Raw genomic sequence first — 14685 nt, 5'->3', positions numbered from 1 at the left:
TGCAACGATTCCGGCAATTATCGACGACGCTGTACCAAACATCGTCGCCAAAGCCATCGTTCCAATCAGACTGGGCCTGCTGACTCTATGCGAATGCGCCTTATGTTACTGGGCGGCGGAAATGCCCTTGGGCAGGCGCTGATTCGCCTCGGTGCAGAGGAAGACATCGGTTTCCTCGCCCCCCGCCCGCCCGAAGACGGCTGGGATGCCGCGAGCCTGACCCAATTGCTCGACGACACCCGTCCCGATGCATTGATCAACCTTGCCTACTATTTCGACTGGTTCCAGGCCGAGGCCGTCAGCGAAAGCCGTCTGGCCGGGCAGGAACGCGCTATCGAGCGTCTGGCCGAACTGTGCCAGCACCACAACATCGTGCTGGTGCAGCCGTCCAGTTATCGGGTGTTCGACGGTTCCCGCGCCACCGCCTACAGCGAAAAGGACGAGCCAGTGCCGTTGGGCCTGCGCGGTCAGGCCCTGTGGCGGATCGAGCAGAGCGTACGCGCCACCTGCCCGCAACACGTGCTGCTGCGCTTTGGCTGGTTGCTCGACGACAGCCCGGAAGGCACCCTCGGGCGCTTCCTGGCCCGGGCCGAACAGCCGGAAGAATTGCTGCTGGCCGATGACCGCCGTGGCAATCCGACCCCGGTCGACGATGCGGCCCGGGTGATCATCTCGGTGCTCAAGCAACTCGATTGCGCCGCGCCGCTGTGGGGCACTTACCACTACGCCGGCCACGAGGCGACCACGCCGCTGGCGCTGGGTCAGGCGATTCTCACCGAGGCGCGCAGCCTGCACCCGCTGGCCATCGAAGCCCCGACCGCCCAGGCCCACGCCGCGCGGCCGGATGCCGCCGAAGAGCCGCAACACGCGGTGCTCGCCTGCAAGAAAATTCTGCACACTTTCGGGATCAAGCCGCGCGCCTGGCGTGCTGCGCTCCCGGGCTTACTGGATAGGTTTTATCGTCATGGCTGAAGGCCCTGTTCTCATCACCGGCGGCGCCGGTTTCATCGGCTCGCACCTGACTGACGCGCTGCTTGCCAAGGGCCATTCGGTGCGGATCCTCGATGATCTGTCGACCGGCAAGCGCAGCAATCTGCCGCTGGATAATCCCAGGGTCGAGTTGATCGTCGGCGATGTGGCCGACGCCGCATTGGTCGCGCAAGCGATGCAGGGTTGCAGCGCTGTCGCGCATCTGGCCGCCGTGGCTTCGGTGCAGGCGTCGGTGGATGATCCGGTGAAAACCCACCAGAGCAATTTCATCGGCACGCTGAACGTCTGCGAAGCCATGCGCGAGGCGGGCGTCAAGCGTGTGCTGTACGCCTCCAGCGCGGCGGTCTACGGCAACAATGGCGAAGGCGAGTCGATCAGTGAAGACACGCCCAAGGCGCCGTTGACGCCTTACGCGTCGGACAAACTGGCCGGCGAACAGTACTTCGATTTCTACCGCCGCCAGCACGGTCTGGAACCGGCGATCTTCCGTTTCTTCAACATCTTCGGCCCGCGTCAGGATCCGTCCTCGCCGTACTCCGGGGTGATCAGCATCTTCAGCGAACGCGCGCAGAAAGGCCTGCCGATCACCGTGTTCGGCGATGGCGAGCAGACCCGGGATTTCATGTACGTCGAAGACCTGGTCGACGTGCTGGTGCAGGCGATCGAAAAGCCGCAAGTGGATGTCGGTGCGGTGAACGTCGGCTGGAATCAGGCGACCAATCTCAAGCAGATGCTGGCCGCGCTCGAAGCGGTGGTCGGCGAGTTGCCGCCCGTCAGCTACGGCCCGGCGCGCTCCGGTGACATCCGTCATTCGCGGGCGAACAACCGCCGGTTGCTTGAGCGATTCAAGTGCCCGACGCCAACCCCGATGAACGTCGGCCTGGCCCGTTTGCTGGGGCGCTGAGCTTTTCGCAGACATGAAAAAGGCGCCTTTTGACAGGCGCCTTTTTCACGGCCGGAATTCGGGTTTCAAACCGGTTTCCTGTAGCGAGGGAGCTTGCTCCCCGGTCGATGGCGTTACATCGCCGTCAGTTCTGTGCCTGCCCGCCACCAAGCCTCATTCACCACCACGTGAACGTTCTTTGATTGCTGCTTAGAACTTGTAGCCCAGACCGACCATGTACACAAATGGATCGACGTCGACATTCACTTTTGCGCGAGTGCCCGGAGCCACGGCGTTGTTCTCGACGGTGGCGCGGGTATCGATGTCGATGTAGCGCACCTGGGCGTTGAGCATGATGTTGTCGGTCAGCATGTAGTCGGCGCCGACCTGCCAGGCCAGGCCCCAGGAGTTTTTCGCCTTGAAGTTGCTGAAGCCGTTGGACTGGGCTTCGCTGCCGACGTGCTCGTCGTAGATCCAGGTGTAGTTGATGCCGCCGCCGATGTACGGCTGGAAGGCCGATTTGGCGTCCAGCGGGTAGTAGACGACGCTCAGGGTCGGCGGCAGGTGTTTCAGGGTGCCGAGCTTGCCGTTGGCGGCTGGCAGGGCAGTGCCCTTGAGCTTCACGTCATGTTCGAACGGGGATGCGGCCAACAGCTCGATACCGATGTTGTTGGTCAGCATGTAGGCGAAGTTCAGACCCAGTTGGGTGTCGCTGCTCATGGTCGCCTTGCCGCCCAGGTTGGTGCCGCTCAGCGGACCCTGATCGACCTTGACGCTGGAACTGTCGGCCTTCGGGTTGACGGTGATCGCACCGGCACGAACGATGATGTCGCCGGCTTCGTGGGCGTGGGCGAGCGGGGCTGCGAGCGCGAGGGCAAACAGCGAGGCGCTGAGCAAGGACTTGTTCATGGAAGCTCCCAAAGGACGTTAAAAATGTTTGATGTCCTATGGTACGAATCCGTCTGATACGGTCTTTTGACTCAGCTCAATGAAACAGTGATGGGTAGTTTTTTTGTGGAACCTTTGCTCGCAAAGCCGATGGAGCGGGCTATAACTGACTGCCGGAGTTACTCCGGCAGTTCGTAGACGTAAATCTTGTCCGCTTCCATCTGATACCCGGCGTCGGCCAGTTCGCTGGTGGACTGCTTGACCTGCAACGGCCCTTCCACCCAGTACGGTTGATACAGCTCGTCGAGCTTCACGCCGAGTTCGCTTTTCACGTGCACGATCTGGTTCGACGGCGGTGGCGGCACGTGGATGCAGGCGCCGAAATACGGCACCAGCAGGAAGTCCGTGGTGCGACCTTCTTCGCTGACTTCCAGCGGCACGATGTAGCCCGGCAGGCGGATGTTCTGGCCGTCGAGGCTTTGCACTACCGGTGCGTTGGGCATGTCCTGCTTGGCTGCCGGCGCGGACTCGGCGGACAGCGCATCGCTCATCTTCGACAGGTCATGCAGCGGCGTCATGTTCGGCACTTCCGGCGCCGCGTCCGGCGGGATCATCTCCGACCAGGTCAGGTCTTTCGGTGCCGCTGCCCAGACGGGCAGGGCGACCAGCAACAGCAGCGCAAGCACGGCGCGGGGCATGGTGAACATCCTCATAAACGGATCGACAGGCCATCGGCCAAGGATTGGCGATACGCGCGCCAGGCCGGCACGCTGCCCATCAGCAGCGCGGCAGCCAGAATGCCACCGAGCAGCGTCCATTCATACTCGCTTGGCCAGGCCAGCGGCAGATACAGCCCGTAATTGGCCTGCACATAACCCTGAGCAGCGGCGATGCCGATGTACAGCAACGCCAGCCCGGCGATCACCCCGGTCAGCGCCAAGGCAAAGGCTTCCAGCACCAGCAGGCTCGCGATATGCCACGGCCGCGCGCCCACCGAACGCAGGATTGCCATTTCGCGGCGGCGTTCGTTGAGGCTGGTGAGGATCGCCGTGAGCATGCCGATCAATCCGGTCAGCACGACGAACAGAGAGACCACGAACAGCGCTTTTTCAGCGGTGCTCATCAGGCTCCACAGTTCCTGCAAGGCCACGCCCGGCAGGATCGCCAGCATTGGCTCGCCACGGAATTCGTTGATCTCCCGTTGCAGGGCAAAGGTCGAAATCTTGCTGTTGAGGCCGAGCATGAACGCGGTGATCGCTTGCGGCGTCAGGTCCATGTTGCGCGCCTGATCGGCGCTGATCCGGCCGTTGCCACGGGCCGGCACACCGTTGTGCCAGTCGATGTGGATCGCCTCCATACCGCCGAGGCTGATGTGCAACGTGCGATCCACCGGGGTGCCGGTGCGCTTGAGAATCCCGACCACGGTGAACGGTTTGTCGTCGTGCTTGACCAGACTGATCGCCGCCACGCCGTGGGCCAGCACCAGTTTGTCGCCGAGCTTGTAATGCAGCGCTTCGGCCACTTCGGCACCGAGCACCACTTCGAACGGATCGGTAGCGAAGGCGCGGCCGTCCGCCAGTTCCAGATGCTGCTGGCGACCGTACTGGTAATGCTCGAAGTAGGCTTCGGTGGTGCCCATCACGCGGTAGCCGCGATGGGAATCACCGAGGGACATCGGAATCGCCCACTTCACCTTCGGGTTGCTGGCGAAGTGTTCGAAGCTGTCCCAGCGGATGTTGTTGGTGGCGTTGCCGATGCGGAATACCGAATACAGCAGCAGGTTCACCGAACCCGAGCGGGCGCCGACGATCAGGTCGGTGCCGCTGATGGTGCTGGCGAAACTGGCCTTGGCTTCGGTGCGCACCCGCTCAACCGCCAGCAGCAGGCAGACGGAGAGGGCGATGGCGAAAGCAGTGAGCAGGGCGGTGAAACGCCGGTTGGCGAGGCTGGCCATGGCCAGACGGAACAGATACATCTCAGACCTCGGCAGACGTGGCGGCGCGATTGAGTTCGGCCAGGGACAGGTGACGGTCAAACAGCGGCGCCAGGCTCTGGTCGTGGCTGACGAACAACAGGCTCGAGCCGGCCTCACGGCATTCGGCGAACAGCAGGCGAATGAAGTTTTCCCGGGCGTCGTAATCCAGTGCCGAGGTCGGTTCGTCGGCGATCACCAGTTCCGGCTGGCCGATCAATGCGCGAGCAGCGGCGACCCGCTGTTGCTGACCGATCGACAGCGAATCGGCGCGGCGACTCAGGATGCTTTCGTCCTTCAACCCCAAGTGGGCGAGCAGGGTGGCGGCAGCCTGATCGACGCTGCCGTGACGCTGCTTCGCACGCTCGGCACGCAGCTTCGAGAAGTGGCACGGCAGCTCGACGTTCTCGCGAACGGAGAGAAACGGCAGCAGGTTGAACTGCTGGAAAATGTAGCCGGTGTGATCGACGCGAAAGCGATCACGGGCGCCGGCACCCAGTTCGGTCAGCTCCTGGCCGAGCAGGCGGATGCTGCCGCGACCGGGTTTCTGCACCCCGCCGAGCAGGCCGAGCAGGGTGGTCTTGCCGCTGCCGCTGGGGCCCTTGAGGAACAGGGCTTCGCCGGCTTCCAGACGAAACGCCGGGATGTCCAGCAGCGGCGGGTGACCGGGCCAGTTGAAGCCCAGGTCGGACAGTTCGATGAGTGCTTGGGTCATGGCGCCGTTTCGTGTCAGAACTTCAGGGCGGCGGCCTTGGCCGTCACTTCCGTGCCTTGCTGGCCGCTCGGGCTGATCAGTTGTACCTGAATTTTCTGGGTGGCCGGAAAGGTATTGAACAGGTTCGCCAGATCCAGGGTTTTCAACGCACCCGGCGCCGCACAGCTGAACTGGTAGTGGGCGTGGATTTCGCTGTGGTCGTGATGATGCTCGTGACCGTCCTTGCCAGCTTCTTCTTCGTCGTGGTCGTCGGCATCCGGTTTGTCGCCGAACAGCGGGCTTTCCAGTTCCTGGCTGGTGACCTTGCAATCGGCGGCGGCCGGCAGGCTGAACAGCGCCAGCGGTTTTTCGAGCTGTGCACGCGCGGCTGCGGCCTTGGCCTTGTCGGCATCGCTGGTGGCGACGTGTTCGAAACCCACGAGGTTCATCGCCGGGCTTTCCAGCTCCAGCTCCAGAGTCTGGCCATCGAGTGCGGCGTTCAGGCGACCGACGCCGTGTTCGTGGGCACCGAGGCTGCCGTGCTCATGGTCGTGATCATGCTCATCGGCAGCATGGGCGATGGCCAGCGGCAACAGGGCAAACGGCAAAGCGAGCAGCAGACGACGCATGGCGGTCTCCGGGAAGTAAAGTGAAGAGTTTGTTATGTAATCTTATAACGAAAGTGCGCAGAGTTTGCCCGCCCGCTTGGCGTTACACAAGTCCCATGGGAGCATGCAGGTCAGAAATGTGCGGGAGCGAAGTTTATGTTGCGGATACGCGGAACCGTCGGCGAGTTGCCGGTGGATTTGACCCTGGAACTGGATGAAAGCGACTGGGCGCGGCTCGGTGCGCAGTTCGGCGTGCAGGTGCAGGCGACTCAGCCGCAAGCAGCAGCCTCGGCGCCGGTAGCGAAACCGGTGAATCAGGATGACGCGCTGTGGCAGGTCGCCAGGGATCTGTTGCGCAAGGCCGGACAACTCAGCGGGCCGGAATTGCTGGATCAGCTCGAAGGACTGACCGGCAGCGCGGCGGCGGGCAAGCGCTTGCTGGTGCGCCTGCGTCATTCATCCGATGTGAAGGTGCTGAGCGGCGGGGATACGCCGCTCTACAGCTGGATCGAGTAAGCGCTTAGTACAGCGCCGCAAACACCTTGCGCCGGTAAGCGGTCACCAGCGGGTGATCGTTGCCCAGCAGTTCGAACACTTGCAGCAAGGTCTTGTGTGGCAGGCCTTCGCCGTAGCTGCGGTTGCGGATGAACAGCTTGAGCAGTGCGTCCAGCGCCGCTTCGTATTGCTGACGGGCCAGTTGCTGGATCGCCAGTTGATACACCGCTTCGTCGTCCTGCGGGTTCTGCGCCAGACGGGTTTTCAGGTCGGCGGCGTCCGGCAGGTCACGAGCCAGGCCGAGGAACTGGATCTGCGCCTTGGCACCGGCCAGTGCGGCCTTGTGCTCGTCGCTCTTGACCGCGTCGAGCACGGTCTGCGCTTCGCCCAGTTCACCGCGTTCGGTCAGGCAGCGAGCGTAGAGAATCAGCGCCTTGGCGTTGGTGTTGTCCTCGCCCAGCAGCGTAACCAGCGTCGCTTCCGCGTCGGCGTAACGGCCTTCATCAAACAGTGCCTGAGCCTGTTCGAACGGATCGGCGGCGGACGGCGCCGGCATCTGCACATGCGGTTCGAGCAGGGCGCGCACGGCGGATTCCGGTTGCGCACCGGCAAAGCCGTCCACCGGTTGGCCGTCCTTGAACAGCACCACGGTCGGCAGGCTACGGATGCCGAAACGGGCGACGATGTCCTGCTCGATATCGCAATTGACCTTGGCCAGCAGCAACTCGCCCTGATAGCTCTCGGCGATGCCTTGCAGCATCGGCATCAGCGCCTTGCACGGCGCACACCATTCGGCCCAGAAATCCACCAGCACCGGTTTTTGAAAGGAAGCCTCGATCACCGACTGGTCGAAGTCGGCCGTCGTGGCGTCGAAGATGTACGGCGTTTGCTGACTCATGGGGTATCTCGTAAAAGCGTGAATGGGGCAACTATACGGTCAGGCGCGGGCCGCATGGTAGAGGCTGACATGGCGAAACTCTTCGGGCTCGGCCAGATCCGGCAGGGTCATGGCTTCGAGCATTTCGATGCGCCGGTACAACGGATGACGAAAGTCCCGAACCCGCGAATCCGCCACCAGCGCTTCGCGGCCACGGCTCAGGAAGGCGTCGAGCAGCGGCAGGTTTTCCCGGTCGTAGAGAACGTCGGCCACCAGGATCAGATCGAAGCGATCCGCCTCGGCGAAGAAGTCCGTGGAATAACTCATCTGGACATCATTGAGTTCGGCATTCGCCCGACAGGCGGCAATCGCCAGCGGGTCGAGGTCGCAGGCCACCACCTCCAGCGCGCCGGCCTTCACCGCCGCGATCCCGGCGATCCCGGAACCGGCGCCGAAATCCAGCACCCGTTTGCCGCGAACCCACTCGGGAAACTCCGCCAGATACCGCGCCACCGCCAGACCGCTGGCCCAGCAGAAACTCCAGTAAGGCGGTTCATGCAGGATTCGTTGGGTTTCTTCCTGGCTGAATTCGCGGGCCATGTTGTCGCCGTCGATCAGCCACAGCTGCAAATCGGTGTCCGGCAACGCACAGGCTTTCAGTCGCGCGTCGCCGAGCAATTCGCCCAGCGACTGTTGCAGGTCTGACGGTGCATTCATGGTGCTTTGACAAATTGCAGCTGGCCCAATGCCTGGGTGGTCGGCTGAGTGATGGTCTGCGACGGCAGGTGCAGGATCAACTGGCCGGACTGGCTGGCGCGGCCGCGCAATTCGACCCGCGCGCCCACCGGGAAAGCGTCGGGGTTGAAGCGCAGATGGAACGGCAGAATCTGGTTGTTGCCGATCAGGCTGGAACTGGCGAGCAATTGTTGTGGGCGATCCTTCTCGTCGATCACCAGCAGCGCCAGTTCGACTTCGGCACCGGCCGGCACGCCTTGCAGGGTGCCGCTCAGTTCGCGCTGATAGGCCGGCAGCGGCCCGAGGTCGGCGGCTTCCCGGGCTTTTTTCTGCGCCTGTTGCGGCGCCGGGCCCGGCGTGGGCGGCTGAGGCTTGGGCGCATCGCTGCCACAGGCCACCAGCAGGCTGAAAACACTGAGCAAAACGAGCGGTCGTAGGGACATTGGCGGCTCCAGCAAAATGAAATCCATGGATCAAACGATCATGGCAGTCTGTATACCGCAAAGCCTATGGCTTGTCTTGCCACCGGGATGCGCTACCATGGCCCTCCCTTTTTTTGTTGCCAGCCACCATGCACTGTCCCTTCTGCGGTGCCAACGACACCAAGGTCATCGACTCGCGTCTGGTCGCCGAGGGCGAACAGGTGCGCCGCCGGCGTGAATGCCTGGCCTGCGGCGAACGTTTCACGACGTTCGAGACGGCCGAACTGGTGTTGCCGCGCCTGATCAAAACCGACGGCAGCCGCCAACCGTTCGACGAAGAAAAACTCCGCGCCGGCATGCAACGCGCCCTGGAGAAACGTCCGGTGAGCGTCGAGCGCCTCGAATCCTCGCTGGTCCATATCAAACACAAGCTGCGCGCCACCGGCGAGCGCGAGGTCAAGTCCCTCGTGGTCGGCGAACTGGTGATGGCCGAGCTGCAAAAGCTCGATGAAGTCGCCTACATCCGTTTCGCTTCCGTGTACCGCCGCTTCCAGGACCTCAACGAATTTCGCGAAGAGATCGACCGCCTCGCCCGCGAACCGGTGAAAGAATGACCACCGCCGCCGAGCAGGCCATCCTCGACGCCCACTTCATGGCCCGGGCCCTGGAGCTGGCGCGCAAGGGGCATTACACGACTCATCCCAATCCACGGGTTGGCTGCGTGATCGTGCGCGAGGGGCAGATTGTCGGCGAAGGCTGGCATGAACGCGCCGGCGAACCCCACGCCGAAGTCCACGCCCTGCGCGTCGCCGGTGAACTGGCCCGGGGCGCCACGGCTTACGTGACCCTTGAACCTTGCAGCCACCACGGCCGTACACCGCCGTGCGCCGATGCGCTGGTGAATGCGGGTGTCGGTCGGGTGGTCGCGGCAATGCGTGATCCGAATCCACAAGTCGCCGGACGCGGTCTGCAGCGTCTGGCCGATGCCGGCATCGCCACCGAAAGCGGCGTACTGGAAGCCGAAGCCCGCAAGCTCAATCAAGGTTTTCTGAAGCGCATGGAACACGGCTTGCCGTTCGTGCGGGTCAAGTTGGCCATGAGCCTCGACGGCCGCACGGCGATGGAAAGCGGCGAGAGCCAATGGATCACCGGCCCTGCCGCGCGTTCGGCGGTGCAGCGTTTGCGCGCCCAGGCCAGCGTCGTGCTGACCGGCGCCGATACAGTGCTGGCCGATGGCGCACGCCTGACCGTTCGCGGTGAAGAGCTGGGGCTGGATGCCGAACAAACCGCGCTGGCCCTGAGTCGTCCGCCGCTGCGGGTGCTGATCGACGGGCGTCTGCGGGTGCCGCTGGATGCGCCGTTCTTCAAGGCCGGCCCGGCGCTGGTCGCCACCTGCGTGGCCATCGAAGAACAGTACGCCCACGGTCCGGAATGTCTGATCGTGCCGGGCGATGACGGTCAGGTCGATCTGCACCAATTGCTGATCGAACTGGCCAACCGTGGCGTCAACGAAGTGCTGGTCGAGGCCGGTCCGCGACTGGCCGGCGCATTTGCCCAGCTCGGTCTGGTCGACGAGTTCGTGATCTTCATCGCCGGCAAGTTCCTCGGCTCCACGGCGCGTCCGCTGCTGGACTGGCCGCTAGCCCATATGAAGGATGCGCCGGCGCTGAAAATCACTGAAATTCGCGCGGTTGGCGATGACTGGCGAGTCACTGCAATCCCTGTCCCATCGGCGCGCGTATAATTCCCGGCCATCGCGTTAGCGCTGGCTTCGTTCTCAAGGAGAACCCCATGTTTACCGGCATCATCGAATCCATCGGCAGTATCCGCGCACTGACCCCAAAGGGCGGTGATGTGCGGGTGCATGTCGAAACCGGCAAGCTCGACCTGAGCGACGTCAAACTCGGCGACAGCATCGCGGTCAACGGCGTTTGCCTGACTGCGGTTGAACTGCCGGGCAACGGCTTCGCCGCCGACGTCAGTCGCGAAACCCTCGACTGCACCGCCATGAATGACCTGAAAAGCGGCAGCCCGGTCAACCTGGAAAAAGCCCTGACCCCGACCACCCGTCTCGGCGGCCATCTGGTCAGCGGTCACGTCGACGGTGTCGGCGAAGTGGTTTCGCGCAGCGACAATGCCCGCGCCGTGGAATTTCGCATCCGCGCGCCGAAAGAGCTGGCCAAGTACATCGCCCACAAAGGCTCGATCACCGTCGACGGCACCAGCCTGACCGTGAACGCGGTCGATGGCGCCGAGTTCCTGCTGACGATCATCCCGCACACCCTGAGCGAAACCATCATGGCGTCCTACAAGCCAGGTCGCCGGGTGAACCTGGAAGTCGACTTGCTGGCGCGTTATCTGGAGCGTCTGCTTATGGGCGACAAGGCTGCAGAGCCAACGTCCAGTGGCATCACTGAAAGCTTTTTGGCCGCCAACGGCTACCTCAAATCCTGACTGAAGGGGGTGCCTTGTGGCGCTCAATAGCATCGAAGAACTGGTTGAAGACATCCGCCAAGGCAAGATGGTCATCCTCATGGATGACGAAGACCGCGAGAACGAAGGCGACCTGATCATGGCCGCCGAATGCTGCAAGGCCGAGCACATCAACTTCATGGCCAAGCACGCCCGTGGCCTGATCTGCATGCCGATGAGCCGCGAGCGCTGCGAAACCCTGAAGCTGCCGCTGATGGCGCCGCGCAACGGTTCCGGTTTCGGCACCAAGTTCACCGTCTCGATCGAAGCGGCCGAAGGCGTGACCACCGGCATCTCCGCTGCCGACCGCGCACGCACCGTGCAAGCGGCCGCCGCGAAAGACGCGAAAGCCGAAGATATCGTCAGCCCGGGCCATATCTTCCCGCTGATGGCCCAGGCCGGTGGCACCCTGGCCCGCGCCGGTCACACCGAAGCCGCTTGCGACCTGGCGCGCATGGCCGGTTTCGAGCCGAGCGGCGTGATCTGCGAAGTGATGAACGACGACGGCACCATGTCCCGTCGCGCCGAGCTGGAGGCTTTCGCCGCCGAACACGACATCAAGATCGGCACCATCGCCGACCTGATTCACTACCGGATGATCCACGAACGTACCGTTCAGCGGATTGCCGAGCAGCCGCTGGACAGCGAACTGGGCCAATTCAACCTGGTGACCTATCGTGATTCCGTGGAAGGCGACGTGCACATGGCACTGACCCTGGGCACCGTTTGCGCCGAAGAGCCGACCCTGGTTCGCGTGCACAACATGGACCCGCTGCGCGACTTGCTGATGGTCAAACAACCGGGCCGCTGGAGCCTGCGCGCCGCCATGGCTGCGGTTGCCGAGGCCGGTAGCGGTGTGGTGCTGCTGCTCGGTCACCCACTGGATGGCGACGTGCTGCTGGCGCACATCCGCGAAACCGGCGATCAGGCGGCGGTGAAAAAACCGACCACCTACAGCATCGTCGGTGCCGGTTCGCAGATCCTGCGTGACCTCGGCGTGCGCAAAATGCGTTTGATGAGCGCGCCGATGAAGTTCAATGCGATATCCGGTTTCGATCTGGAAGTTGTAGAATACGTGCCCTCCGAATAATGACCGGTTGTTTCCGGCTCCGAATTCGCGGCAAATAAATCACTGAGGGACGCGGAACATACGCGTCCCGGCTCTTTAAGAGATCTGACGAATGACCCTGAAGACCATCGAAGGTACCTTCATCGCCCCTAAAGGCCGCTACGCTTTGGTAGTAGGCCGCTTCAACAGCTTCGTGGTTGAAAGCCTGGTCAGCGGTGCAGTTGATGCCCTGGTTCGCCACGGCGTGAGCGAAAGCGACATCACCATCATCCGCGCACCTGGCGCCTTCGAAATCCCGCTGGTTGCGCAGAAAGTCGCCCAGAAAGGCGAGTTCGCAGCAATCATCGCCCTGGGCGCGGTCATTCGTGGCGGTACTCCGCACTTCGAATACGTGGCTGGCGAGTGCACCAAGGGCCTGGCCCAGGTGTCCATGGAATTCGGCGTACCGGTCGCTTTCGGCGTCCTGACCGTTGATTCCATCGAGCAAGCCATCGAACGTTCCGGCACCAAGGCCGGTAACAAAGGTGCTGAAGCTGCCCTGTCCGCTCTGGAAATGGTCAGCCTGCTGGCGCAGTTGGAGGCCAAGTGATTAGCGACGAAAGCGATCGTTTCAACCCGCGCGATCCGAAACCTGCGGATGCCGGCAAGCCATCGAAAAGCGCCAAGCGCCGCGAAGCCCGTCAGCTCGCGACCCAGGCCCTGTATCAGTGGCACATGGCTCGGCAGTCGTTGAACGAGATCGAAGCGCAGTTCCGGGTCGATAACGATTTCACCGATGTCGACGGTGCTTACTTCCGCGAAATCCTGCACGGGGTTCCGCAGTTCAAGACCGAAATCGACAACGCGCTCACGCCTTGCCTGGACCTGGCGATCGAAGAGCTGGACCCGGTTGAGCTGGCGGTTCTGCGCCTGTCCACCTGGGAACTGCTCAAGCGCGTCGACGTGCCGTACCGCGTTGTGATCAACGAAGGTATTGAACTTGCCAAGGTGTTCGGTTCGACCGACGGCCACAAGTTCGTCAACGGCGTGCTCGACAAGCTGGCTCCGCGCCTGCGTGAAGCTGAAGTGAAGGCGTTCAAGCGCTGATCGGCGCTTGAATACTTTTTCTCAGCCATGGGCGAGTTTGAGCTGATCCGCAATTTCTTCGCCGCCGCGCCTTGTGCGCAGGGCGGCGAAGGCGTTGCACTGGGGATCGGCGATGACTGCGCCTTGCTGGCGGTTCCTTCCGGGGAGCAGTTGGCGGTTTCCACCGATACGCTGGTGGCCGGCGTGCATTTCGCCGATCCCTGCGATCCGTTTCTGCTCGGTCAGCGCTCGCTGGCCGTGGCGGTCAGCGACCTCGCTGCCATGGGCGCCACGCCTGTTGCCTTTACCCTTGCCCTGACTCTGCCGACGGTGACCGCCGATTGGCTGCAAGCCTATGCCCGCGGTTTGAACCGCATGGCGCAGGGCTGCGGCGTGGCACTGGTCGGCGGCGATACGACGCGAGGGCCGTTGAGCCTGACCGTCACCGTGTTCGGCCGCGTCCCGGCCGGCAAAGCGCTGACCCGCAGCGGCGCCCAGCCGGGCGATCTGCTGTGTGTCGGCGGTGAGCTGGGCAATGCCGCCGGGGCTTTGCCGCTGGTGCTGGGTCAGCGTGACGCCGACCCCCATATCGCCCAGCCGCTGCTTGATCATTACTGGTCGCCGCAACCGCAACTCGCCCTCGGCCAGGCCCTGCGTGGCAAGGCCACCTCGGCGCTGGATATCTCCGATGGTCTGCTCGCCGATTGCGGTCATATCGCACTGGCTTCGAAGGTTCGCCTCGAAGTCGAGCGCGAGCGTGTTCCGTTGTCGGAGGCGCTGGTGGCGTTTCTCGGTCAGCGCGGCGCCGAACGTGCGGCGTTGAGTGGTGGCGATGATTACGTGCTGGCCTTTACCTTGCCGTCTGTCGAGTTGCCCGCGCTGCTCGCCGATGGCTGGCCGATCCATGTGATCGGCCGCGTTACGCGAGGGCAGGGCGTGGTGTTGCTGGATCGCGACGGGCACGACATCACCCCGCAAATCCGGGGTTATCAACATTTTCAGGAGTCACCGTGACAGATCACCCGAAACAGGTTCCGGCCGAATTCGTTCCGCCGTCGGTCTGGCGCAATCCCTGGCATTTCCTCGCGTTCGGCTTCGGCTCGGGCACCTTGCCCAAGGCGCCGGGCACCTGGGGCTCGTTAGTTGCGCTACCCTTTATTCCGTTGTGGCAGATGCTGCCCGACTGGGGTTACTGGTTGATGCTCGGAATCACCATGCTGTTCGGCTTCTGGCTGTGCGGCAAAGTGGCCGACGATCTGCGGGTGCACGACCACGAAGGCATCGTCTGGGACGAAATGGTCGGGATGTGGATCACCCTGTGGCTGGTGCCGGAAGGCTGGTACTGGTTGCTCGCCGGGTTCCTGGTGTTCCGCTTCTTCGACATTCTCAAGCCGTGGCCGATCCGCTGGATCGACCGGCATGTTCACGGCGGCGTCGGCATCATGCTCGACGACGTGCTGGCCGGCGTGTTCGCCTGGCTGGCGATGCAGGGACTGGTGTGGGTTTTCGCCTGAT

Annotated in this window: 19 protein-coding genes; 11 read left to right on the top strand and 8 right to left on the bottom strand. The window is 63.2% G+C overall.

All coding sequences use genetic code 11. The features are described 5' to 3' along the window. The first annotated feature begins 87 nt into the window (after positions 1 to 87). Together QR290_RS26205 and QR290_RS26200 are read left to right on the top strand one after the other, a co-directional pair. A complete protein-coding gene (locus QR290_RS26205; RefSeq protein WP_262194016.1) occupies positions 88 to 972 on the top strand; it encodes an NAD(P)-dependent oxidoreductase in 885 nt (294 codons plus the stop codon). Beyond that, positions 965 to 1894: an NAD-dependent epimerase/dehydratase family protein gene (locus tag QR290_RS26200; protein WP_289203909.1), complete on the top strand. Its 930-nt coding sequence runs from the start codon at positions 965 to 967 to the stop codon at positions 1892 to 1894. Before QR290_RS26205 ends, QR290_RS26200 begins: the two co-directional genes overlap by 8 nt. A 189-nt stretch (positions 1895 to 2083) precedes the next feature. On the opposite strand, the gene QR290_RS26195 is transcribed toward QR290_RS26200, so the two are convergent. The 5 genes from QR290_RS26195 to QR290_RS26175 form a co-directional block, all read right to left on the bottom strand. Further along, positions 2084 to 2782: an OmpW/AlkL family protein gene (locus QR290_RS26195; protein ID WP_007955593.1), complete on the bottom strand. Its 699-nt coding sequence runs from the start codon at positions 2780 to 2782 to the stop codon at positions 2084 to 2086. A 158-nt stretch (positions 2783 to 2940) separates the two neighbouring features. After that, the gene (locus QR290_RS26190; RefSeq protein ID WP_064384123.1) at positions 2941 to 3459 is read right to left on the bottom strand and encodes a DUF3299 domain-containing protein; all 519 of its coding nucleotides are present in this window, start codon (positions 3457 to 3459) and stop codon (positions 2941 to 2943) included. A gap of 11 nt (positions 3460 to 3470) precedes the next feature. Beyond that, positions 3471 to 4736 (bottom strand): ABC transporter permease, encoded by a 1266-nt coding sequence (locus QR290_RS26185; protein WP_064599744.1) that lies wholly within the window; start codon positions 4734 to 4736, stop codon positions 3471 to 3473. Between the two features lies 1 nt (position 4737). Next, complete coding sequence (locus QR290_RS26180; RefSeq protein WP_289203908.1) at positions 4738 to 5448, bottom strand: ABC transporter ATP-binding protein; 711 nt, start codon at positions 5446 to 5448, stop codon at positions 4738 to 4740. A gap of 14 nt (positions 5449 to 5462) precedes the next feature. After that, positions 5463 to 6056 (bottom strand): DUF2796 domain-containing protein, encoded by a 594-nt coding sequence (locus tag QR290_RS26175; protein WP_289203907.1) that lies wholly within the window; start codon positions 6054 to 6056, stop codon positions 5463 to 5465. 135 nt (positions 6057 to 6191) lie between these two features. On the opposite strand from QR290_RS26175, the gene QR290_RS26170 reads away from it, so the two are divergent. Further along, entirely contained in the window at positions 6192 to 6551 is a 360-nt protein-coding gene (locus QR290_RS26170; RefSeq protein ID WP_289203906.1) for a hypothetical protein, read from the top strand. Between the two features lie 4 nt (positions 6552 to 6555). Here QR290_RS26170 and trxA read toward each other — a convergent pair whose 3' ends face one another. Genes trxA through QR290_RS26155 form a run of 3 tightly spaced genes read right to left on the bottom strand, consistent with a single transcriptional unit; the run spans position 6556 to position 8585 of the window. Then, positions 6556 to 7428 (bottom strand): thioredoxin, encoded by an 873-nt coding sequence (gene trxA, locus QR290_RS26165; protein ID WP_289203905.1) that lies wholly within the window; start codon positions 7426 to 7428, stop codon positions 6556 to 6558. A gap of 39 nt (positions 7429 to 7467) precedes the next feature. Further along, positions 7468 to 8124, bottom strand: a complete 657-nt coding sequence (locus QR290_RS26160; RefSeq protein ID WP_085688014.1) for a class I SAM-dependent methyltransferase — start codon at positions 8122 to 8124, stop codon at positions 7468 to 7470. Continuing rightward, positions 8121 to 8585: a YbaY family lipoprotein gene (locus QR290_RS26155; RefSeq protein ID WP_115080007.1), complete on the bottom strand. Its 465-nt coding sequence runs from the start codon at positions 8583 to 8585 to the stop codon at positions 8121 to 8123. Before QR290_RS26155 ends, QR290_RS26160 begins: the two co-directional genes overlap by 4 nt. Positions 8586 to 8713: 128 nt before the next feature. Between QR290_RS26155 and nrdR the strand changes: the two genes are divergently transcribed. From nrdR to QR290_RS26115, 8 genes are all read left to right on the top strand, one after another. Next, positions 8714 to 9178, top strand: coding sequence for a transcriptional regulator NrdR (nrdR, locus tag QR290_RS26150; RefSeq protein WP_003228656.1), 465 nt, complete (start codon positions 8714 to 8716; stop codon positions 9176 to 9178). Further along, on the top strand, positions 9175 to 10308 hold the full coding sequence (gene ribD / locus QR290_RS26145) for a bifunctional diaminohydroxyphosphoribosylaminopyrimidine deaminase/5-amino-6-(5-phosphoribosylamino)uracil reductase RibD (RefSeq protein ID WP_289203904.1): 1134 nt from the start codon (positions 9175 to 9177) through the stop codon (positions 10306 to 10308). The genes nrdR and ribD overlap by 4 nt, the downstream gene beginning before the upstream one ends. Positions 10309 to 10355: 47 nt before the next feature. Continuing rightward, positions 10356 to 11018, top strand: coding sequence for a riboflavin synthase (locus QR290_RS26140; RefSeq protein ID WP_289203903.1), 663 nt, complete (start codon positions 10356 to 10358; stop codon positions 11016 to 11018). Positions 11019 to 11034: 16 nt separating this feature from the next. Further along, positions 11035 to 12126, top strand: a complete 1092-nt coding sequence (gene ribBA / locus QR290_RS26135) for a bifunctional 3,4-dihydroxy-2-butanone-4-phosphate synthase/GTP cyclohydrolase II (RefSeq protein ID WP_007955569.1) — start codon at positions 11035 to 11037, stop codon at positions 12124 to 12126. Positions 12127 to 12217: 91 nt separating this feature from the next. Next, complete coding sequence (gene ribH, locus QR290_RS26130; protein ID WP_003228649.1) at positions 12218 to 12694, top strand: 6,7-dimethyl-8-ribityllumazine synthase; 477 nt, start codon at positions 12218 to 12220, stop codon at positions 12692 to 12694. Then, positions 12691 to 13191 carry a transcription antitermination factor NusB gene (nusB, locus tag QR290_RS26125; protein WP_007955566.1) on the top strand — a complete coding sequence of 167 codons (501 nt, stop codon included), beginning with the start codon at positions 12691 to 12693 and terminating at the stop codon, positions 13189 to 13191. Before ribH ends, nusB begins: the two co-directional genes overlap by 4 nt. Positions 13192 to 13218: 27 nt before the next feature. After that, entirely contained in the window at positions 13219 to 14184 is a 966-nt protein-coding gene (thiL, locus tag QR290_RS26120) for a thiamine-phosphate kinase (RefSeq protein WP_289203902.1), read from the top strand. Next, positions 14181 to 14684 (top strand): phosphatidylglycerophosphatase A family protein, encoded by a 504-nt coding sequence (locus tag QR290_RS26115; RefSeq protein WP_011336134.1) that lies wholly within the window; start codon positions 14181 to 14183, stop codon positions 14682 to 14684. Before thiL ends, QR290_RS26115 begins: the two co-directional genes overlap by 4 nt. Position 14685: the final 1 nt, after the last annotated feature.

It is taken from the genome of Pseudomonas fluorescens, assembly GCF_030344995.1.
Classification (GTDB): domain Bacteria; phylum Pseudomonadota; class Gammaproteobacteria; order Pseudomonadales; family Pseudomonadaceae; genus Aquipseudomonas; species Aquipseudomonas fluorescens_BF.
This window is presented reverse-complemented; position numbering and strand designations above follow the sequence as displayed.